This window comes from Streptomyces sp. SID13031 (assembly GCF_010548305.1).
Taxonomy (GTDB): domain Bacteria; phylum Actinomycetota; class Actinomycetes; order Propionibacteriales; family Kribbellaceae; genus Kribbella.
Window position 1 is genome coordinate 54,317 of sequence record NZ_JAAGLV010000002.1, and the last position, 19,373, is coordinate 73,689.

Annotated in this window: 20 protein-coding genes; 12 read left to right on the forward strand and 8 right to left on the reverse strand. The window is 67.7% G+C overall.

Annotated features, from left to right (window positions below):
- Positions 1 to 67: 67 nt before the first annotated feature.
- The gene (gene ahcY / locus G3I17_RS04365; protein WP_164594337.1) at positions 68 to 1,531 is read left to right on the forward strand and encodes an adenosylhomocysteinase; all 1,464 of its coding nucleotides are present in this window, start codon (positions 68 to 70) and stop codon (positions 1,529 to 1,531) included.
- 54 nt (positions 1,532 to 1,585) lie between these two features.
- Here ahcY and G3I17_RS04370 read toward each other — a convergent pair whose 3' ends face one another.
- Together G3I17_RS04370 and G3I17_RS04375 are read right to left on the reverse strand one after the other, a co-directional pair.
- A complete protein-coding gene (locus tag G3I17_RS04370; protein WP_164594339.1) occupies positions 1,586 to 2,341 on the reverse strand; it encodes a class I SAM-dependent methyltransferase in 756 nt (251 codons plus the stop codon).
- 33 nt (positions 2,342 to 2,374) lie between these two features.
- Positions 2,375 to 3,427, reverse strand: coding sequence for an RDD family protein (locus G3I17_RS04375; RefSeq protein WP_203589745.1), 1,053 nt, complete (start codon positions 3,425 to 3,427; stop codon positions 2,375 to 2,377).
- A gap of 82 nt (positions 3,428 to 3,509) precedes the next feature.
- Here G3I17_RS04375 and G3I17_RS04380 point away from each other — a divergent pair, with 82 nt between their 5' ends.
- The 6 genes from G3I17_RS04380 (at position 3,510) to G3I17_RS04400 (ending at position 7,726) form a co-directional block, all read left to right on the forward strand.
- Positions 3,510 to 4,508, forward strand: coding sequence for a stage II sporulation protein M (locus tag G3I17_RS04380; RefSeq protein ID WP_164594341.1), 999 nt, complete (start codon positions 3,510 to 3,512; stop codon positions 4,506 to 4,508).
- Positions 4,509 to 4,538: 30 nt separating this feature from the next.
- The gene (locus tag G3I17_RS04385; RefSeq protein ID WP_164594343.1) at positions 4,539 to 5,306 is read left to right on the forward strand and encodes a DUF1206 domain-containing protein; all 768 of its coding nucleotides are present in this window, start codon (positions 4,539 to 4,541) and stop codon (positions 5,304 to 5,306) included.
- A gap of 109 nt (positions 5,307 to 5,415) precedes the next feature.
- Positions 5,416 to 6,603, forward strand: a complete 1,188-nt coding sequence (locus tag G3I17_RS04390; RefSeq protein WP_164594345.1) for a CE1758 family FMN-dependent luciferase-like monooxygenase — start codon at positions 5,416 to 5,418, stop codon at positions 6,601 to 6,603.
- Positions 6,603 to 7,052 carry a MarR family transcriptional regulator gene (locus G3I17_RS04395; protein WP_239062203.1) on the forward strand — a complete coding sequence of 150 codons (450 nt, stop codon included), beginning with the start codon at positions 6,603 to 6,605 and terminating at the stop codon, positions 7,050 to 7,052. The genes G3I17_RS04390 and G3I17_RS04395 overlap by 1 nt, the downstream gene beginning before the upstream one ends.
- Entirely contained in the window at positions 7,049 to 7,261 is a 213-nt protein-coding gene (locus G3I17_RS40380) for a hypothetical protein (protein WP_239062204.1), read from the forward strand. Before G3I17_RS04395 ends, G3I17_RS40380 begins: the two co-directional genes overlap by 4 nt.
- A 15-nt stretch (positions 7,262 to 7,276) precedes the next feature.
- A complete protein-coding gene (locus G3I17_RS04400) occupies positions 7,277 to 7,726 on the forward strand; it encodes an NAD(P)H-dependent oxidoreductase (RefSeq protein WP_239062234.1) in 450 nt (149 codons plus the stop codon).
- Here the strand turns inward: G3I17_RS04400 and G3I17_RS04405 are convergent.
- From G3I17_RS04405 to G3I17_RS04430, 6 genes are all read right to left on the reverse strand, one after another.
- Complete coding sequence (locus G3I17_RS04405; protein ID WP_164594347.1) at positions 7,721 to 8,878, reverse strand: polysaccharide lyase family 7 protein; 1,158 nt, start codon at positions 8,876 to 8,878, stop codon at positions 7,721 to 7,723. The two genes, G3I17_RS04400 and G3I17_RS04405, sit on opposite strands and share 6 nt — an antisense overlap.
- A 113-nt stretch (positions 8,879 to 8,991) precedes the next feature.
- A complete protein-coding gene (locus G3I17_RS04410; protein ID WP_164594349.1) occupies positions 8,992 to 9,642 on the reverse strand; it encodes a fibronectin type III domain-containing protein in 651 nt (216 codons plus the stop codon).
- Between the two features lie 7 nt (positions 9,643 to 9,649).
- Positions 9,650 to 10,267: a hypothetical protein gene (locus G3I17_RS04415; RefSeq protein WP_239062205.1), complete on the reverse strand. Its 618-nt coding sequence runs from the start codon at positions 10,265 to 10,267 to the stop codon at positions 9,650 to 9,652.
- A gap of 126 nt (positions 10,268 to 10,393) precedes the next feature.
- A complete protein-coding gene (locus G3I17_RS04420; RefSeq protein ID WP_164594352.1) occupies positions 10,394 to 11,986 on the reverse strand; it encodes an ABC transporter permease in 1,593 nt (530 codons plus the stop codon).
- A complete protein-coding gene (locus G3I17_RS04425; protein WP_164594354.1) occupies positions 11,983 to 12,873 on the reverse strand; it encodes an ABC transporter ATP-binding protein in 891 nt (296 codons plus the stop codon). The genes G3I17_RS04420 and G3I17_RS04425 overlap by 4 nt, the downstream gene beginning before the upstream one ends.
- On the reverse strand, positions 12,873 to 13,487 hold the full coding sequence (locus tag G3I17_RS04430) for a TetR/AcrR family transcriptional regulator (protein ID WP_164594356.1): 615 nt from the start codon (positions 13,485 to 13,487) through the stop codon (positions 12,873 to 12,875). Before G3I17_RS04430 ends, G3I17_RS04425 begins: the two co-directional genes overlap by 1 nt.
- 152 nt (positions 13,488 to 13,639) lie before the next feature.
- Between G3I17_RS04430 and G3I17_RS04435 the strand changes: the two genes are divergently transcribed.
- Genes G3I17_RS04435 through G3I17_RS04455 form a run of 5 tightly spaced genes read left to right on the forward strand, consistent with a single transcriptional unit; the run spans position 13,640 to position 19,259 of the window.
- On the forward strand, positions 13,640 to 15,445 hold the full coding sequence (locus G3I17_RS04435; protein WP_164594358.1) for a peptide ABC transporter substrate-binding protein: 1,806 nt from the start codon (positions 13,640 to 13,642) through the stop codon (positions 15,443 to 15,445).
- A gap of 25 nt (positions 15,446 to 15,470) precedes the next feature.
- Positions 15,471 to 16,502, forward strand: coding sequence for an ABC transporter permease (locus G3I17_RS40385; RefSeq protein ID WP_164594360.1), 1,032 nt, complete (start codon positions 15,471 to 15,473; stop codon positions 16,500 to 16,502).
- On the forward strand, positions 16,499 to 17,377 hold the full coding sequence (locus G3I17_RS04445; protein WP_164594362.1) for an ABC transporter permease: 879 nt from the start codon (positions 16,499 to 16,501) through the stop codon (positions 17,375 to 17,377). The genes G3I17_RS40385 and G3I17_RS04445 overlap by 4 nt, the downstream gene beginning before the upstream one ends.
- Entirely contained in the window at positions 17,377 to 18,336 is a 960-nt protein-coding gene (locus G3I17_RS04450) for an ABC transporter ATP-binding protein (RefSeq protein WP_164594364.1), read from the forward strand. The genes G3I17_RS04445 and G3I17_RS04450 overlap by 1 nt, the downstream gene beginning before the upstream one ends.
- Positions 18,330 to 19,259, forward strand: coding sequence for an ABC transporter ATP-binding protein (locus tag G3I17_RS04455; protein WP_164594366.1), 930 nt, complete (start codon positions 18,330 to 18,332; stop codon positions 19,257 to 19,259). Before G3I17_RS04450 ends, G3I17_RS04455 begins: the two co-directional genes overlap by 7 nt.
- Positions 19,260 to 19,373 lie beyond the last annotated feature (114 nt).

Here is a 19,373-nt window from a genome sequence, read left to right on the forward strand (position 1 = left end):
CCCCGTCGGGGACCTCTAGGCTCATCACGGCAGCAAGCACCTATATCCCCAGGGGAGCGGCAACGGTATGACGTTCGACTACAAGGTGGCAGACCTCGGCCTGGCCGAGTTCGGGCGCAAGGAGATCCGGCTGGCCGAGCACGAGATGCCGGGTCTGATGGCGATGCGCGCGCAGTACGGCGAGAGCAAGCCGCTGGCCGGCGCGAAGATCATGGGCTCGCTGCACATGACCATCCAGACCGCCGTGCTGATCGAGACGCTGACGGCGCTCGGCGCCGAGGTGCGCTGGGTCTCCTGCAACATCTTCTCCACCCAGGACCACGCGGCCGCCGCGGTCGTCGTCGGCCTGAACGGTACTGCCGACGCCCCCGCGGGCGTGCCGGTGTTCGCCTGGAAGGGCGAGACGCTGGAGGAGTACTGGTGGTGCACCGAGCAAGCGCTGAACTGGCCGGGCGCTGACGGCCCGAACATGATCCTGGACGACGGCGGCGACGCCACCATGCTCGTCCACAAGGGCACCGAGTTCGAGAAGGCCGGCGTCGTTCCGGACCCGTCGACGGCCGAGTCCGAGGAATACAGCGTCGTACTGTCGGTGCTGACCCGGTCGCTGCAGGAGGACGCGCAGCGCTGGACCAAGGTCGGCCAGAACATCCTGGGCGTCACCGAGGAGACCACCACCGGCGTGCATCGGCTGTACGAGATGCACAAGGCCGGCGCGCTGCTGTTCCCGGCGATCAACGTCAACGACTCGGTCACCAAGTCGAAGTTCGACAACAAGTACGGCTGCCGGCACTCGCTGATCGACGGCATCAACCGCGCCACCGACGTCCTGATCGGCGGCAAGGTCGCGCTGGTCGCGGGCTACGGCGACGTCGGCAAGGGCTGTGCGGAGTCGCTGCGTGGCCAGGGCGCCCGCGTCATCGTGACCGAGATCGACCCGATCTGCGCGCTGCAGGCGGCGATGGACGGCTACCAGGTCACCACGCTCGAGGACGTCGTCGGGATCGTCGACATCTTCGTCACCACGACCGGTAACAAGGACGTCATCACCGCCGACCACATGGCGCAGATGAAGCACCAGGCCATCGTCGGCAACATCGGTCACTTCGACAACGAGATCGACATGGCCGGGCTGTACAAGACGGCCGGTATCGAGCGGATCAACATCAAGCCGCAGGTCGACGAGTTCCGCTTCCCGCCGAAGGCGGGCGATGGGCACAGTGCCGACGGGCACACCATCATCGTGCTGTCCGAGGGGCGGCTGCTGAACCTGGGCAACGCGACCGGGCACCCGTCGTTCGTGATGTCGAACTCGTTCACCAACCAGGTGCTCGCGCAGATCGAGCTGTTCGCGAAGACCTCGGAGTACCCGACCGACGTCTACGTGCTGCCCAAGCACCTCGACGAGATGGTCGCCCGGCTGCACCTCGACTCGCTCGGCGTCAAGCTGACCGAGCTGTCGAAGGAGCAGGCGGAGTACCTCGGCATCCCGGTCGAGGGTCCGTACAAGTCGGACGCCTACCGCTACTGAGATTCTGACCGAAGGGCGCCGTACCAGGATCTGGTCCGGCGCCCTTCGGCGTTCTCAGCGGATGGCGGCGAAGAGGTGCTTGTCGGCGACCTGACCCAGTACGGCGACCTCCGCGAAACCCGCCTTGCGGAAGCACTGGATCGTGTCGGTCAGCGTGATGTCGCGACCCTTCCAGCGACGAGCGAACCGGACCTCCCGCTCGCTCAGCAACTCGGCGAACGCCGGCTCCGCCGCGGCCGTGTCCCACCAGGCCTGCCAGTCCTCGACGCCACGCGCATGGGACTCGGTCGAGATCCTGTCGCGCAGCTCCACGGCGAGCGCGTCCAGCCGGGGCACCTCATCGGGACCGAGCCGCATCGTGTCGGCGTTGAGGAACACGCCGCCCGGGCGGATCCTCCGGCCGAGCGTCTGCGCGACCGCGTCGAGATCGGCCGGGTCGAGCCAGTGCAGCGCGGTGGCCGAGCAGACGGCGTCGACCTGATCTTCGCCCAGTACCGCGTCCCAGCCCGGCGTGCGCAGGTTCGCCTCGGCAAAGCGGACTCGCTCGCCGGCGACGGTCTGGCGCGCGATCTCCAGCAGGAACGGGTCCAGGTCGAGGCCGACGATCTCGGCCTGCGGGAAGCGTCGGGCGGCGCGCTGTGAGATCGAGCCCGGGCCGCAGGCGAGGTCCACGAAGCGGTCCGGCGTACCGGCGATGCGCTCGACGATCTCCAGCATCAGCTGGAACTGCTCCTCCCGGTCAGGCAGGTACCCCGCCTGCTGCTCGTCCCACCGCTGCAGCCATCCGGTCCACTCCACTTGATGCGACATGGTCGCAAGACTAATAGCAGGGCGTGGACGGTGTCAGGACCACTGGTCGGGCTCGCTGCCGGGGGCGTGCCAGCCCTCGGGGTTCACCTTGGTCGTCTCCCCTGCGGGCGCCGGGGGCGGCGGCCCGGGGTACGGGCGGCTCTGCGGCGGCGGAGGCGGGGTGTACTGCGCCGGCTGGGCACCATACGGGCTGGGAGGCGCGAACGGGCCAGCCGGAACGGAGTACGGGTTGGGTGGAGCGGCCGGGGCTGCGTACGGGTTGGGAAGTGCGGACGGGGCGGCGTAGGGGTTCGGGGGGCCGAAGGGGCCTGCGGGGGTGCTGTAGGTGGCTCTGGCGGTGGCGAGACGAGCCAGCTCGCGGCGGCGGCGTTCGGCCAGTACTGCGGACAGGAACGCGGGGGCGATGATCGGTACCGGCGAAGGGGGTGCCGTCACCTGCCCGACGCGGTAGGCGAGCGCGTCGCCGAGAGCGATCCGGGCATCCGGCTCCAGCTCCAGGTAGCGGGCCAGGTACTCGCGGGTCGTGTTCGCCAGGTCGTCCGAGAGCCGTGACAGCTCCAGCGACTGCGCCCACTGGACCAGGTGGCCCGGTACGAACAGCGGCGGCGACGCCATCGGCTGGTGCCGCTCGCGGATGACCACGGTGCCCGCGACCATGTCGCCGATCCGCTTGCCCTGCTTGTTCATCAGGCTCGCCACGATCCCCGGGCTGGCCGCGAACCACGGCGCGAAGTCGACGAACAACCACAACAGCCCCCGCACGAGCGCGTGCCGGAACCGGATCGAGCTGCCGTCGTCGCGGACCACCTTGAGCCCGAGGATCAGCTTGCCGAGCGTCTTGCCCCGGGTGAGCGTCTCCATCACGACCTTGTAGCCGACCAGCACCAGCAGCACCGTGATGAAAACCAGCGCGGCGCCGAGCGCCGGGCTCGCCTCGACGATCAGGAATCCGAGCAGGAAGCCGAGGATGGTCGCCAGCGCGATCGCCTGGATGACGAAGTCGATCGCACACGCCAGCGCCCGGGTCGGCATCCGCGCGATCCGCACCTGGAGGACGACCGCTTCCCCCGTGACCAGCTGAGACACGATGCCCCCTCCCTAGCCCTAATCGACACTCCGGACCGCTAGTCTGCCGCAGGGGAGAGCCAGTTGAGTCAAGGGAGGGCTGATGGACGTCGAAGCGTTCGTATCCGTGCATCAGCCGCAGTGGGATCGACTGGCCGCTCTGACCCGGCGGCAGCGCCGGTTGACGGGTGCTGAGGCCGACGAGCTGGTGTCTCTCTACCAGCGGGTCGGGACGCATCTGTCGGCGCTCCGGGCGAGTGGAGCCGACCCTGTCACCATCGGCCGGCTCTCCGGGCTCATTGGCGACGCGAGAGGCGCAGTGACGGGTGCGCAGGCACCTGTCTGGCGCGACATCTCCCGCTACTTCCTGGTGAGCTTCCCTGCCGCTCTGTACGCGTCCCGCCGCTGGTGGCTCACCATCGGCCTGCTGTTCTACCTGGTCGCCGCCTGGATGGCGTGGCGGGTTATTGCGCACCCAGAGGTGCTCGACTCGGTCACCACTCCGGCGCAGATCCAGCAGCTCGTCGACAAGGACTTCGCCAACTACTACTCGGAGAACCCGGCCCAGGACTTCGCTCTGCAGGTCTGGATCAACAACGCGACCATCGCGGCCGCAGTACTGGCGGTCGGCGTCCTGCTGGTCCCGACGATGTTCGTGTTGTGGAACAACTCGATGGACCTCGGCGTGATGGCCGGCGTGATGATCGGCCACGACCGCGCGGACGTCTTCTTCGGCCTGATCACACCGCACGGCTTGCTCGAGCTGACCGCTGTCTTCGTCGCATCGGCGGCCGGGCTGCGGCTCGGCTGGTCGTGGATCGCGCCCGGCCCGCGGACCAGGATGCACGCGCTGGCCCAGACCGGCCGCGCCACCGTCGGGATGGCCATCGGACTCGGCGTCATCTTGCTGATCACTGGTTTGATCGAGGCGTTCGTCACCCCGTCCCCACTACCGACCGCGATCAGGGTCGGCATCGGCGTACTGGTCGAGATCGGCTTCTTCGTCTACGTCTGGACCCTCGGCCGCCGGGCGTACAAGTCCGGTGAGTACGGCGACGTCGACGCGATCGACCGCGAGGCGAGCGCACCCGTCTCCGCCTGAGCCCGTTTCCGCCGCGGGTACAGGGGTTCAATGAGGACCGCCCAGAAAGCCCGGCAAAGCCGCCTGTATGACGTTGCGATCACCGTCGGTTTGATCGCGTACGGCGTGGTGCATCTGCTGATCGCGTGGATCGCGTTGCAACTCGCCTTGGGAAAGAGTTCGGGAGAGACCGACCAGCAAGGCGCGCTTCAGGAGCTCGCCAGTAAGCCCTTCGGTGGCTTCCTGCTCTGGGTCGTCGCGGTCGGCCTGCTCGCGCTGGTGATCTGGAAGGTGCTCGAACTCGTCTACGGCCACCTGGACACGGAGAAGAAGGTCTCGTCCGTCGGTCGCGGCGTCATCTACCTCGCCCTGTCCATCAGCGCCGCCAAGGTGGCCATGGGCTCCACCGAATCAAGCAGCAGCAAGCAGAGCGGGCTCACCGCGAAGCTGATGGAGAGCGGGCCCGGCCGGGTGCTGATCGTGATCGTCGGCCTGGTCATCGTCGGCGTCGGCATCCGCCAGCTCTACAAGTCGGTGACGAAGAAGTTCCTCGAGGACCTGACCGGCGGCGTCTCGGACTCCACCGTCCTGCTCGGCCGGCTCGGCTACGCCGCCAAGGGAGTCGCCTTCGTGATCGTCGGCGCCCTCTTCGCCTGGGCCTCGATCAGCTACGACCGGGAGAAGGCAGGCGGCCTCGACACCGCCCTGCACACCATCAGGGACCAGCCGTTCGGCTCGGTCCTGCTCACCCTGATGGCGCTCGGCATCGCCTGCTTCGGCGTCTACTGCTTCGTCTGGTCCCGCAACGCCAAACACTGAGGGCCAAGCATTGAGAACTGATCCCGGCCTCCCGGGAATAGATGCGCGGTCATGTTGTTGAACTGCATGCGCAGTCATGCAGTTCGCGGGCGCGCCAGAGGAGGTCGAGATGCAGTTCGGAGTGTTCACGGTCGGCGACATCGCGCCGGATCCCATCAGTGGGTACACCTACAGCGAGGCCGAGCGGATCGACAACATGATCCGGGTGGCCCGCCGGGCCGACGAGGTCGGGCTGGACGTGTTCGCGCTGGGGGAGCACCACAATCCGCCGTTCGTACCGTCGTCCCCGACGACGCTGCTGGCCTACATCGCGGCGCAGACGAAGAACCTCGTGCTGAGTACGTCGGTGACGCTGATGACCACCAACGACCCGGTGAAGCTCGCGGAGGACTACGCGATGCTCCAGCACGTCGCCAAGGGCCGGCTCGACCTGATGGTCGGGCGCGGCAACACCGTCCCCGTCTACCCGTGGTTCGGCAAGGACATCCGGCAGGGCGTGGCCCTGGCGCTGGAGAACTACAACCTGCTGCACCGGTTGTGGCGCGAAGACGTGGTCGACTGGGAGGGCCGGTTCCGTACCGCGCTGCAGGGGTTCACCTCGACGCCGCGGCCGCTGGACGACGTACCGCCGTTCGTCTGGCACGGCTCGATTCGGACGCCGGAGATCGCGGAGCAGGCGGCCTTCTACGGCAACGGCTTCTTCGCCAACCACATCCTGGCGCCGAACTTCCACTTCAAGCAGCTGGTGGACCTCTACCGGCAGCGGTTCGAGCACTACGGGCACGGCACCGCGGCACAGGCGATCGTCGGGCTCGGTGGCATGTCGTTCATCGCGAAGCGTTCCCAGGACGCGGTGAAGGCGTTCCGGCCGTACTTCGAGAACTATCCGGTGTTCCGGGGCTCCAAGCTCGAGGACCACATGGCCGGCACTCCGCTGACGGTCGGTAGTCCGCAGGAGGTCATCGACAAGGTGCTCACCTTCCAGGAGGGCTTCGGCGACTACCAGCGGCAACTGTTCGCGGTCGACGGGCTCGCCCTGCCGATCGAGGTCGCGCTCGAGCAGGTCGAGTTGCTCGGCACCGAGGTCGTCCCGGTACTACGTAAGGAGCTGGAGTCGCGTCGCGCGCCGGGTGTACCCGACGCCCCCACCCACGGCTCGCTCGTCCTGGCGAAGTACGGCGACGCGGAACCGCGCCAGCCGCGCCCGAACCCGAACCGTGGTGACAACCTGTCCGGCACCTCGCCATACCAGGACAGCGACCCGAACGTCGAGGCGAACTTCCCGGTGGCGTTCTGATGGACGGTACGACGCGACTCGCGAACGTGGCCTGGGAAGCGATGTTCCGCGCCCAGGCCACGCTGGCCCGCGAGTTCGAGCGGGACGGCGACTGGGGAGACCTGTTGCCGCGCGAGTACGGCGTTCTGTACGCCTTGTCGACGGCGGCCGAGGGACTGCGGATCATCGATCTCTGCGACGATGCCCTGCTGACCCAGGCGGGCGTCTCGCGGTTGGTCAGCCGCCTCGAGCGGCGCGGCCTGGTGGAACGCAGCCCCGATCCCCACGACGGGCGGGCCTCCCGTCTTCGCCTCACCGCTGAAGGCCGCGAGGTCCAGCGCCGGATAGGCAGGGTGCACGCGCGCCAGGTCACCAAGGCGATGACGCGCGCCCTCACCCCCACGCAACTCAAGACGCTGCACGAGCTCAGCATCGCCCTGCTGGAGCAAGCCGAAAGGACAACAGAATGACCGCCGGTACTTTCACCCTGGCCGTGATCAGCGCGGGTGTCAGCGACCCGTCGTCGACCCGCCTGCTCGCGGACCGTACCGCCCAGAAGGCAGTCGACACCCTCCGCGCGGCAGGCGTGACCGCCACCGTCAGCATCATCGACCTCGCCCCGATCGCGGTGGAGATCGCTCGCTCGATCGTCTCCGGCCTGCCGACCCCTGAGGTCTAGACGGCCATCGAACGGCTGGCCGCCGCCGACGCGATCATCGCCTCGACGCCGGTCTACAAGGCAGCGATCAGCGGCCTCTTCAAGTCGTTCATCGACTTGATCGACAACGACCTACTGGTAGCCAAACCGGTGATCCTGGCCGCCACCGGAGGCACAGCCCGGCACGCGATGGTCGTCGACGACCACCTCCGCCCGCTCTTCGCGTTCCTCCGTGCCATCCCGCTACCGACCTCGCTGTACGCAGCCCCCGAGGACTGGGGCTCCGCGGAACTCGGCCAGCGGATCGGTCGCGCGGCGAACGAGCTGACGATGCTCCTGCTGAGCGGCGCACCGAGCCAGATCGCCGACGCCAACTGGTCCGGCCACCAGCACCAGTTCGCCGGCAACGCCACCAGATCGGAACGCTCGGTCGAAGACGTCGACTTCACCACCGACCTGATGCGCCTCGCCACCGGCGGCTCATGAGTGGCTGAAAGCCAGGCCGTACAGGGTGGTCTGGCCGTAGTTGGTGCTGGCGCACGGTGAGGAGTTGGAGCAGTTCGCCTGGGTGTAGGCGCCGGCCTTGAAGTAGGCGCCGGTGAAGTTCTTGCTGATCGTGGTCTGCAGGGTGCCGTTGTAGTAGGCCTTGACCTTGCCGGCGTTGACGACGAACTTCGCCTCGTAGACGGTGCCCAGGACGTACGAGCTGGTGACCAGCTTGTGGTGGGTGGTGTCGCCGTTGGTGACGTAGAGGCTGGTGCCTTCCAGGCGGAAGACGGTGACGTCGTCATCGGCGTCGTGGATCTGGGCGCCGACCAGCGCCGGTTTGTCGGCCGGGAGATGGTCGAAGGACTCCCGGACCACCAGCGTGTGGGTGCCCGAGGTCGACGACCAGCTCGCGTTGCTGGTGCCGTTGTTGGCCATCTCCCGCAGCTCCGACCGCGGGTTGCTCGATCCGCTGGTCGTCACCCCGTTGACCGGCGCCCGGAACTGGACACCGTCACCTGCGACCACGAAGTACGGGCTGTTGGTGTAGCTGTCCAGGGCGGGTTGCTTGATCTCCGTGGGGCTGCCGGAAGAACCGGTCGGCAGGGTCAGCTTCCAGTTCGTCAGATCGAGCACATCAGCCGGTACGCCGCTGCCGGTACCGCCGTCAGCTCCCCAGACCTCGATCTCGGTGACGCTGTTCCAGGTGCCTGTACCACCGCTGTTCTCGACGTACCCGTGGCCGACGTAACGGACCTTGGACGCGGCCCGGTCGGTGAAGTCGAAGACCTGCAATCCCGTGCTCGTGCCACTGCTCTGGCCGTCGAACACCTCGACCCAGGCCGAGCCGTTCCAGAGCTGGAGCTCGAAGTCGTTCTTGCGGCTGTCGCCCTTGTAGACGGCGACTTTCAGGTGCGACACGGTCCGCGAGGCGCCGAGGTCGAGCTGCAGCCACGCGCCGTCGCCGTCCCCGGACCAGCGACTGGAGTAGTTGTTGTCCACCACGTTCGCCGCGACGTTGGCGTCGCTGGTGCTGGCGGTCACGGAACCGGCCGCCGGGGTGATCTCGACGGCGGCCGCCGCGGCCGGACCGGCGATCAGAGCGGGGGCGATCAAGGCAAGGGCGAGACTCAGGACGATCTGACGTTTCATCGGATCCCTCGGAGATCTGTCGAATTACCGGATCATCAGCCCTGTGATCATGCGGACACGCAGTGCAATCTGTCAATCCGCAACTCCACCGGCAAACTCGTCGTCGGCTGACCTCAGTCGGCGCCGGTTGTCTGGTGGGCGAGGTTCGATGGAGTGCCGCGGTGGAAGGCGCGGATCCGGTAGGACGCGGTGCGTTCGGCGGGCAGGGTGGTCAGCTCGGTGAAGGTGGAGTCGGGATCGATGAAGCCCGCCACCCGGTACGTCGGTTGGCCCTGGGGCTTGATCTCCAGGAGGTAGCCGTCCTCGTCGGTGGCGTTGTCCTTCCAGGTGACTCGTACTCCGTCCTTGCCGACCGACTTGGCGGCGATCTCGGTGGGGGAGTCCGGGGCGGTGTTCTCGCTCACCGAGTGGAAAATGGTTGCTGCGGGCAACTTGACTTCGACCGGGGTGGAGGCGGGGCCGAGGACCGGGGTGACCCGGTAGTAGAACGGGGTCTTCGGCATCAGGTCGGGATGCTTGTACAGCTGCTGGTCGGCGGAGACGAAGTCGAGGATCGTGTAGCGGCCCTCGGGTTCGGTGGCGAACTCGACGATGGTGCTGGTGGAGTCCGCCGGGGCACCCGACCAGGACAGGGTGATGTCGGTCGGGGTGTCGAGGGTGGCTGACAACTGGAGTGACGGGGCGTGGGTGCCGGCCGACTGACCGGTTGACGAGCAACCGGTCAGCGCGGCCAGCACCGTCGCCGCGATGGCGAGGTGCTTCAACGGGACGCTACTTCCGCCAGAAGTTGACGCCGCTCCACTGGACCGTGACCGGTCCCTTGCCGCTGTCGGTCCGGTAGGAGCCGAACTTGTCGTAGAAGCTGCCACCGGGGCTGGAGATGGTCAGCTTCAGCGAGCCGTTGATGTACGTCTTGTGCGTGCTGCCGACGACGTGCACGGTGTTCACCCGGACCGTCGTACCGACCGTCGCGCCGCTCGCGACGGTACCGGCGCCGACCCGGTAGAGCCGGCCGCCGCTCTCCACCGCGAGCATGAAGAACGGACCGGCCGCGCTCTCGTTGAAGGTCTGCTTGAGGCTGATCCGGGTACCGCCGGACATCGAGGTGATCTTGAAGTAGCCCTCGAACTGCCGGCTGCCGCTGGAGTAGGTGGCGTACCGGCGCTCGGCGCGCTGGTCGCCGCTGCCGGTGGAGCAGGTCAGCTGGAAGGTCAGGCCATTGATCTGGCCGCACCCGCGTTCCTGCTCGGAGAAGGACGGGGAGTAGGAGGTCCAGCCACCGGGCTCGACCTCGGCGAAAGCGCTGGGGGCGGCGAGCGTCAGGGCGGCGGCCATAGCGGCGGCCGCGCTGAGCGCGCGAAAGCCCGTCTTTGGGGAATGCAGTTTCATGGATTTTACCTCATCGGATAGTTCGGGGCGTTAACTGTCCGCGTACGCCCGCTCACCATAAGGCAAACGCTTACCGGCCGACAGAGTCCTCCGTGGGAATTTATGGAACCGAGTTCCACGAAGGAATCAAGTCGGCAGATCCCGGTGCCGAAGACCGCTCAGACCGGCGGCGGCCAGGGCTGCGGCGATCAAAATCAGCGCGGTGATCGGCAGAACGTGCAGTCCACCACCAGGCAGCGACGGCAGATGCGCGAACGGCGACAGATCCAGCACCCACTGATCAAGCTGCACTGCGGCGCCCGCGATCCCGAGCAGTAGGCAGATCACCGGCCCGGCCCAAGCGGCCGCCGAAAGCCGTGGCAACAAGCCGAACAGCGCGATGGCGATTCCGGCCAGCACCCAGACCGCTGGCAGTTGGACCAGCGCAGCACCCATCAGCCGAGCCGTCTGGTGGCCGACCTCCCCGACCGTCGCGCCATAAGTCACTCCCGCGCCCACCCCGGCGGCGAGCAGCGCGGCGGCCGGTCCGAGCAGCGCGAAGACGAGATGACTCGTTGCCCACCGCAACCGACCGGTGGCGGTCGCGAGGACCGGCTCGGCCCGTCCACTGGTCTCCTCCACCCGCAACCGCAGCGTCGCCTGTACTGCGTACGCGGCGGCGATCAGCCCGGCGATCGTCAGTACGCCGACGAAGTACGAGTCGATCAGTCCGGCCTTGCCGCCGATCCGGGCGAAGAACTCCCGAGTCGCGCTGTCGTCGCGCATCATGTCGCCGACTCCTTTCGCGACGGCGCCGAAAAGCACACCGAGCAACGCGAACGCGACGACCCAGGCGGCGAGCAGCCCTCGATGGAGCCGCCAGGCCAATGCGAGCGGAGTACTCAAATGAGCTGAGCCGGCCGCAGGACCAGGTCGCGCGGGCAGCAGTCCGGAGCCGACGTCACGCCTGGCGGACAAGGCGATCGCGACGCCGACCAGGAACAAAGCAACCACCAGTGCGAGGACGGCCATACTCCAACGGTTGGCGCCGTACGGATAGAGCTTCTGCACCCAGCCGATCGGCGACAGCCACGACAGCCACCACAGCGGGCCATCCGCGTGCGCGCTGGTGTCACCCGCGGCGCGGAGCGCGTACGACGCACCGAGGGCGCCGAGCGCGAGCCCCCGAGCGGTACCGGCGCTCGAGGTGAGTTGTGCGGTGACAGCGCCGATGGCGGCGAAAACCCAACCGGCCAAGGCGAATTCGAGGCCGATGGCAACGGATCCCGCAAGTGCCAGGTCCTGACTGTGCATGCCAACGGCAATCAGTATGCCCAAGAGCAGGTTGGCGCCGAAGGTCGTGGCGAGCGCGGCCGCGAGCGCCGCATGCCGGCCGACGACGGTCGAGCCGAGCAGCTCGCGGCGCCCAGTCTCCTCCTCGACTCGCGTGTGCCGGATGACGGTGAGGATGCTGATCAGCCCCACCATCACCGGGACGAAACCGACCCGCCAGGTGACGAACTCACCGAGGCTCGTGTCCGGCAGTACGCCGTAGAGCGTGATGAACCCGGAGTTATCGGCGTATTGCCGGCGCGAGGCGGCGGTCGGGAACAGCTCGTTGAAGGACGAGACGTAGCTGACCGGGATCAGCGTGAGGAACACGATCCACAGCGGGAGGATGAGGCGATCCCGGCGCAGGATCAGGCGGATCAGGCCGCGGGTGCCGGTGAGGGTGCTCATCGAGAGGCCACCGGTTCGTACAGGCGTAGGAAGAGCTCCTCCAGGGTCGGCGGGTGGCTGACCAGGCTGCTCACACCGACGTCGGTGAGCTGCCGTAGTACTGCGTTGATCGCGGCGGCGTCGACGGCCAGGGTGACTAGGTTGCCATCGATCCGGACGTCGTGGACACCGGACAGCGAAGCGAGCTCGCCAGGCGGACCGGTCAGCTCGGCCTGGATCGTCGTACGGGTCAGGTGCCGGAGCTCGCTCAGGGTGCCGCTCTCCGCCGCGCGGCCCGCCCGGATGATCGTGACCCGGTCACAGAGGGCTTCCACCTCGGAGAGGATGTGGCTGGAGAGCAGAACCGTTCGGTCGCCACGCACTTCGAGGATCGTCTCGCGGAAGGCTTCTTCCATCAGCGGGTCGAGCCCGGACGTGGGTTCGTCGAGCAGGAGCAGCTCGACGTCGGAGGCGAGCGCGGCGACCAGCGCGACCTTCTGCCGGTTGCCCTTGGAGTAGGTACGGGCCTTCTTGCGGGGATCGAGGTCGAAGCGCTCCAGTAGCTCGGTACGCCGCTTCGGGTCGAGCCCGCCGCGCATCCGGCCGAGCAGGTCGATCGCCTCACCACCGGTCAGGTTCGGCCAGAGCGTGACGTCGCCGGGCACATAAGCCAGTCGCCGGTGCAATGCGGTGGCGTCGCTCCACGGGTCTCCGTCGAGGACGCGGGCGTCGCCGCCGCTCTTGCGGGTCAGGCCGAGCAGGATCCTGATCGTGGTGGACTTCCCGGCGCCGTTCGGGCCCAGGAATCCGTGCACCTCACCGGCCCGGACGCTCAGGTCCAGCCCGTCCAGCGCCCGGGTCGAGCCGAAGGTTTTCACCAGGCCCTCGGTACGAATCGCCTCAGCCATCACAGGCCTTCCTCTAGTCGGTCGAGAGCTGTCTGGAGTCTGGTGTTCTGCTCGGGGGTGAGCAGCGGAGTGGAGAACACCTCGGCGAAGGCGCGCTGCAACCGGAGCTGGCCGGCCGGGCTGTCGAGGTCCTCACCGAAGGCACGCGACAACTGGTCGCCGAGCATGAAGACGCCCATCTGCATCGCGACCAGCAGGGCGGAGTACGCGCGCACATCCCTGGTCTCGACCTCGGTCCGGGTCAGCCACTCCTCGCCGAGCCGTACCGCGTCGTCGAACAGCCCCTCGGCCGCTTCGGAGCCGTCTTGCATCGAGCGCACCAGGTAGCGCTGGAACACCATCGCGGCCGGGTGCATCGCGACCATGCCGGCCTGGTCGGCCATCTGGCCGTCGGCGAACATCTCGTCCCGGATCCGGTTCAGTCGCTCGGTGGCATAGCTGTCGCAGGCGTCCCGCAGCGCCTCCTTCGAGCCGAAGTGGTGCCGGATCAGGCCGGAGGAGACCCCCGCTGCGGCGGCGATGTCGCGGATCGAGGTGCCGTCGATCCCGCGCTCGGTGAACAGCCGGAGCGCGGCGTCCCGGATCCGGGCCCGGGCGGTCAGATCGCTATACATACCAGCAATTTACTACACAACTGTGTAGTCGGCATCACTGAGGGGCGTCAGAGACAACGGAACCGTGACAAAAGTGCGTAAATTGTTGACGGGAGATGCACTTATAGTGTGGTTTTCTCCCTAAACACCAGGGCGGAAGGTGCGTGGGGCGGATGCGGAAATGGATCGGCGCGGCGGCGGTACTGGGGATGCTGGCGCTGGGAGGACTGCCCGGGCTGACCGCTCAGGCGGCTGACCCGGCGACCCCCAAGGTGATCAGAGTCGGCGCCACCCAGGCGATGGACTCGATGAACCCGTTCCTGGCGGTCCGGGTGGTCTCGTCGCAGATCCACCGCTGGATGTACGGCTTCCTGGCCGTGCCCGACTCGAAGACGCTGAAGCCGAGCCCCGACCTGGCCGAATCGTGGACCACCACACCGGACGGCCTCACCTGGACGTTCAAGATCCGCCAGGCGAAGTGGTCGGACGGCCAGCCGATCACCGCCGACGACGCGGCCTGGACGTTCAACAAGATGATCACCGACGACGGCGCGAAGACCGCGAACGGCCCGGCGGTGGAGAACTTCGCCGGCGTCACCGCGAGCGGCCAGGACCTCACCATCAAGCTCAAGACCCCGCAGGCGTCGATGCTCGACAACCCGGTCCCGATCATGCCCAAGCACGTCTGGGAGAAGGTCGGCGACATCGCGAAGTACGAGGCAGACGACTTCCCGGCCGTGACGAGCGGGCCGTACATCGCGGTGGAGCAGAAGAAGGACCAGTACGTGAAGCTCAAGGCGAACCCGAGCTACTGGCGGGGAGCGCCGAAGATCGACGAGCTGCAGGTGATCTTCTACGACAACCCGGCGGCCGCGATCGTCGGGCTGAAGAAGGGCGACATCGACCTGATCGGCCGGCTCGCGCCGCCGGACTTCGACGCGCTGAAGGGCGACCCGAACGTCGTCCAGTGGAACACCGAGGGCCGGCGGGCGACCTACCTGCAGATCAACCACGGTGCGACGACGAGCGACAACAAGCCGATCGGTGACGGGCATCCGGCACTCAAGGACCCGCGCGTGCGGCTGGCGCTGCACACCGCGATCGACAAGCAGAAGCTCGTCGACGAGGTGCAGAACGGGCTGGCCAAGGCGTCCGACGGCTCGATCATCCCGCCGATGTACAAGGACTTCTTCTGGCAGGCCAGCGGTGATGAGAAGGTCAGCTTCGATATTGCCAAGGCCAACCAGATCCTCGACGAGGCCGGCTACAAGAAGGGCGCCGACGGTATCCGGACGATGCCGGACGGGTCGCGCAAGCTGCAGTTCCGGTTCAGCATCCACACCGACACCCCGATCGAGGAGAAGCTGTCGGAGTACCTGACCGGCTGGTTCAAGGAGCTCGGGGTCACGCTGACCACCAAGCGGCTCGACTCCAGCAAGTTCACCGAGGAGACCGGGACGACGGCGCTGTTCGACATCGCGATCAGCGGCTGGTCGGTGAACCCGGATCCGGAGGAGGTGCTCGCGACGCACCTGTGCAGCCGGCGTCCGACGGCATCGGGTGAGGGCGGCGGGACCGAGTCGTTCTACTGCGACCCGCAGTACGAGGCGTTGTACCAGCAGCAGTTGAAGGAGCTGGACCCGCCGAAGCGCGCCGAGATCATCAAGAAGATGGAGGAGCGCCTCTACACGGACGCCCCGGTGATCGCGCTGTACTACCCCAACAACCTCGAGGGCTACCGCAAGGACCGGATCGCCAGCATCACCCCGCTCCCCGAGGACAAGGGCATCTTGTACGGCGCCAGCGGCTACTGGCCGTTCTACACGCTCCAGGCGGTCTCCAAGGACGGTACGACCGCCGACGACGGCGGATCCAACACCGGCGTGATCGTCGGGGTGGGCGCGGCCGTCGTCGTACTGCTCGCAGCCGGCTTCTTCCTGACCCGTCGTCGCAAGAGCGTCACGGACGACCGCGAATGAGGTACGCCGGTGATCGGGTGGTGCGATGACGATCGCACCACCGGCGGCTGAGGCGATCGACGAGCAACCCACCCGCCGGGGGTTGCTCCGGTACGCCGCCGCCAAGATCGGCGGTGCGCTGCTCAGTATCGCGATGGTGATCGTCGCGACGTTCTTCGCCTTCCGGTTGCTGCCGGGCGATCCCGTCCGGGCGCTGGCGCAAGGCCGGAACATGACGCCGGAGCAGCTCGACCTGGAGCGCCGCCGGCTCGGGCTGGACAAGTCGTTGCTCGAACAGTTCGTGCATTTCGTCAACCAGACGGTGCATTTCGACCTCGGGATCTCCTACGAGTACAAGCGACCCGTCCTCGACCTGATCGGCGAACGCATCGGCGCGACCCTGCTGCTCACCGGTACGGCGCTGGTGCTGGCCGTGAGCCTGGGGATCTGGCAAGGAGCGCGCGCCGGGTGGAAGCCGGGCAGCCGCTTCGACAAGTTCTCCACCGGGGTGTCACTGGTGCTGTGGTCGGTGCCGACGTTCTGGCTCGGGCTCCTGCTGCTGATGGTGTTCGCCGCGGGGATCGGGCCGATCCCGGGCATCTTCCCGACCCGCGGGATCGAGAGCGTCGACGCGCCCGACGGGTTCGCCTATGTGCTGGATGTCGCCAAGCACATGGTGTTGCCGTGCTTGACGATGGTGGCGGTCGTCTACGCGCAGTACCTGCTGGTGATGCGGTCGTCGGTGCTCGACGAGGTGGGGCAGGACTACGTGACGACGGCGCGGGCGAAGGGGCTTCGCGACGATGAGATCCGGCGGCGGCACGCAGTACCGAATGCCCTGTTGCCGACGGTGACGCTGGTTTTCATGCGGATCGGGTTCGTGGTCGGCGGAGCCGTGACGGTCGAGGCGATCTTCAGCTGGCCGGGGCTGGGGCAGCTGTTCTACGAGGCGATCCGGGTGCCCGACTTCACCTTGATGCAAGGGACTTTCCTGCTGATCACGGTGTCGGTGATCTTGATGAACACGCTCGCCGACGTCGTGTACCACGTCCTCGACCCGAGGGTGAGGTCGGCGTGAGCATCACCTGGACGCGGCGGCGCCTTGCCCTGCAGCGGTTCTGGTCGGGCTTCCGGAAACATCGGGCCGGTGTCGCCGGGCTGGTGATCCTGCTGCTCGCCGTCCTGCTCGCGGTGATCGCGCCGCTGTTCATCGACGAGGGCGTGACGAACGTGGTCAGCGGGACCGGCGCGAAGCTGGCGCCGCCGAGCTGGGACGACCCGCTGGGTACGGACGAGTCCGGCCGGTCCGTGCTGCTGATGATCTGGTGGGGATCGCGGACGTCGTTGCTGATCGGCTTCCTCGCCGCGCTGCTCAGCATGGTGATCGGGACCGTGCTCGGGATCGCGGCCGGCCACTTCCGCGGCTGGATCGGCGCGATCGTCATGCGGATCACCGACTGGTTCCTGGTCCTGCCGTCGCTGGTGACAGCGCTCGTGCTGGCGGCGATCCTGGGCGGCAGCACGGTGACGATCATCGCCGCGATCGGCGTCACCTCGTGGCCGTCGACGGCGCGGTTGATCCGCGCGCAGACGTTGGCGGTGGAGGCGCGACCGTACATCGAACGCTCGCAGGCGTTGGGCGGCGGTCACTGGCACATCACCACCCGGCACGTGCTGCCGAACGTCGCACCGTTGCTGTTGGCAAGTACGACGCTGGAGGTGGCGAGCGCGATCGTCACCGAGTCGACGCTCGCGTTCCTCGGTGTCAGCGCGAACAAGACCTCCTGGGGCACGATGCTCCGCGGCTCGTACGACTGGGGCGCGGCCACGTCGGGCGCCTGGTGGTACATCCTCCTACCGGGTCTGTGCATCGTCATCGTCGTGCTGGCGTTCACGCTGTGCGGCCGGGCGCTGGAGTCCGTGCTGAATCCGCGGTTGCGGAGGGCCGTCTGATGAGCCTGCTCGAGTTGGACGACCTGTCCGTGACCTACCTTCTTGGGTCGGGCGAGGTGCCCGCCGTACGGGGCGTGTCGTTGACGCTGGAGGCCGGCGAGGCGCTCGGGGTCGTCGGTGAGTCGGGGTCGGGGAAGTCGACGCTGGCGATGGCGCTGCTGCGGTTGCTGCCGAAGGACGCCCGGACCTCGGGGCGGATCATGCTCGGCGGTGAGGACGTGCTCGCGATGAAGTGGGGGCGGTTGCGCGCGGTCCGCTGGGCTGAGGCGTCGATCGTTTTCCAGGGCGCGCAGCACGGGCTCAACCCGGTGCAGCGGATCGGCACCCAGATCGCGGAACCCTTGCTGGTGCACAAGATCTGCTCGGCTGAGAAGGCTCGCTCGCGAGTCGCTTCCCTGCTTGAGCAGGTGGGCCTGCCGGCCTGGCGGGCGCGGAGCTATCCGCACGAACTGTCCGGTGGCCAACGGCAACGAGTGATGATCGCGATGGCGCTCGCGTGCGAGCCGCAGTTGATCGTCGCCGACGAGCCGACCACCGCGCTCGACCTGATGGTGCAGGCGCAGGTGCTGACGCTGATCAAGGAGCTGATCGCGTCGCACGGGATCTCGTTGCTGATGATCTCGCACGATCTGTCGGTGCTCGCGGATACCTGCGATCGGCTGGCAGTCATGTACGCCGGCCGACTGGTCGAGACCGGTCCTTCCGGTGGTACGTTCCGGCATCCTTACAGTCAGGCGCTGGCGGCCGCATTCCCGACCGTTGGCGATCCTGCGTCCCGCCTTGCGCCTCGCGGGCTCGGGGGAGACCCGCCCGATCCGCAGCAGCTTCCGTCGGGGTGTGTGTTCCATCCGCGGTGCCCAGTGGCGCTCGACAGTTGCTCGACCGTTGACGTCGAGCTGCGGCCGGCGGGCGATCAGCGGACGGTTGCCTGTGTACTGGTCTTGGAGGAATCTTGCTAGAGGCAACTGATCTGGCGGTCGAGTTCTCCTCCCGCGGCCGGCGCGCCCGGGCGGTCGACGGCGTCAACCTCGCGGTCGGGGACGGCGAGATCGTCGCCCTGGTCGGCGAGTCCGGCTGCGGCAAGACCACGCTGGCCCGGACGTTGCTCGGCCTCGAGCGCCCGAGCTCGGGCACGGTCTCGTACGCCGGATCGCCACTCTCGTACCGGTCGAAGGCTTTGAAGGCCCATCGCCGGCAGGTCCAGCTCGTCCTGCAGGACCCGATGGGGTCGCTCAACCCGCGCCAGACGGTCTACGAAGCCGTTGCCGAAGGCCCCCGGATCCACGGTCTGGCCGACGAGGAGAAAGTCGTCGCCGAAGCCCTGTCGCACGCGGGCCTGCGGCCGCCGGAGCGCTTCTTCCTGCGCTACCCGCACGAGCTGTCCGGTGGTCAACGGCAACGAGTCGTCATCGCCGGCGCCCTCGCCCTCAACCCGAAGGTCCTGATCGCCGACGAACCCGTCGCCTCCCTCGACGCCTCCGTCCGCGGCGAGATCCTGGCCCTCCTGCTCCGCCTCCGCGACGACCTGGGCTTGTCGGCGCTGGTCGTCACGCACGATCTGGGCCTGGCCTGGAACATCGCCGACCGGGTAGCCGTCATGTACCTCGGCCGCATCGTCGAGTCCGGCCCCACCGAAGAGATCCTGAAGAACCCCCAGCACCCCTACACCCAGGCCCTGCTCTCGGTACTCCCCGAGTCGCCCAAACGCATCGTCCTCACCGGCGAACCCCCGGACCCGACCCGCATCCCCACCGGCTGCCGCTTCCATCCCCGCTGCCAGATCGTCGCCGCCGGAAACCCGATCGCGGAAAAATGCCGCACCGACCTACTCCCAATCCTCCCCAACAAAACCACCCCCCAAGCCGCCTGCCACCTGCTGTAACCCCCACGCCGCTTCGCCCGCTGGCTCCTACGCTGCTCACCCCTCACCGCTCCCACCCGAACAGAGCTCCTGCGTCGCTCGTACCTGCTGCTCCTGTGTCGCGTCCACGCGCTG

What these genes read in the sequence shown, in the direction of transcription:
- ahcY (WP_164594337.1), top strand. Translation starts at nt 68, where the DNA reads ATGACGTTCGACTACAAGGTGGCAGACCTCGGCCTGGCCGAGTTCGGG.
- G3I17_RS04370 (WP_164594339.1), bottom strand. Translation starts at nt 2,341, where the DNA reads ATGTCGCATCAAGTGGAGTGGACCGGATGGCTGCAGCGGTGGGACGAG.
- G3I17_RS04380 (WP_164594341.1), top strand. Translation starts at nt 3,510, where the DNA reads ATGGACGTCGAAGCGTTCGTATCCGTGCATCAGCCGCAGTGGGATCGA.
- G3I17_RS04385 (WP_164594343.1), top strand. Translation starts at nt 4,539, where the DNA reads ATGAGGACCGCCCAGAAAGCCCGGCAAAGCCGCCTGTATGACGTTGCG.
- G3I17_RS04390 (WP_164594345.1), top strand. Translation starts at nt 5,416, where the DNA reads ATGCAGTTCGGAGTGTTCACGGTCGGCGACATCGCGCCGGATCCCATC.
- G3I17_RS04395 (WP_239062203.1), top strand. Translation starts at nt 6,603, where the DNA reads ATGGACGGTACGACGCGACTCGCGAACGTGGCCTGGGAAGCGATGTTC.
- G3I17_RS40380 (WP_239062204.1), top strand. Translation starts at nt 7,049, where the DNA reads ATGACCGCCGGTACTTTCACCCTGGCCGTGATCAGCGCGGGTGTCAGC.
- G3I17_RS04405 (WP_164594347.1), bottom strand. Translation starts at nt 8,878, where the DNA reads ATGAAACGTCAGATCGTCCTGAGTCTCGCCCTTGCCTTGATCGCCCCC.
- G3I17_RS04415 (WP_239062205.1), bottom strand. Translation starts at nt 10,267, where the DNA reads ATGAAACTGCATTCCCCAAAGACGGGCTTTCGCGCGCTCAGCGCGGCC.
- G3I17_RS04420 (WP_164594352.1), bottom strand. Translation starts at nt 11,986, where the DNA reads ATGAGCACCCTCACCGGCACCCGCGGCCTGATCCGCCTGATCCTGCGC.
- G3I17_RS04425 (WP_164594354.1), bottom strand. Translation starts at nt 12,873, where the DNA reads ATGGCTGAGGCGATTCGTACCGAGGGCCTGGTGAAAACCTTCGGCTCG.
- G3I17_RS04430 (WP_164594356.1), bottom strand. Translation starts at nt 13,487, where the DNA reads ATGTATAGCGATCTGACCGCCCGGGCCCGGATCCGGGACGCCGCGCTC.
- G3I17_RS04435 (WP_164594358.1), top strand. Translation starts at nt 13,640, where the DNA reads ATGCGGAAATGGATCGGCGCGGCGGCGGTACTGGGGATGCTGGCGCTG.
- G3I17_RS40385 (WP_164594360.1), top strand. Translation starts at nt 15,471, where the DNA reads ATGACGATCGCACCACCGGCGGCTGAGGCGATCGACGAGCAACCCACC.
- G3I17_RS04450 (WP_164594364.1), top strand. Translation starts at nt 17,377, where the DNA reads ATGAGCCTGCTCGAGTTGGACGACCTGTCCGTGACCTACCTTCTTGGG.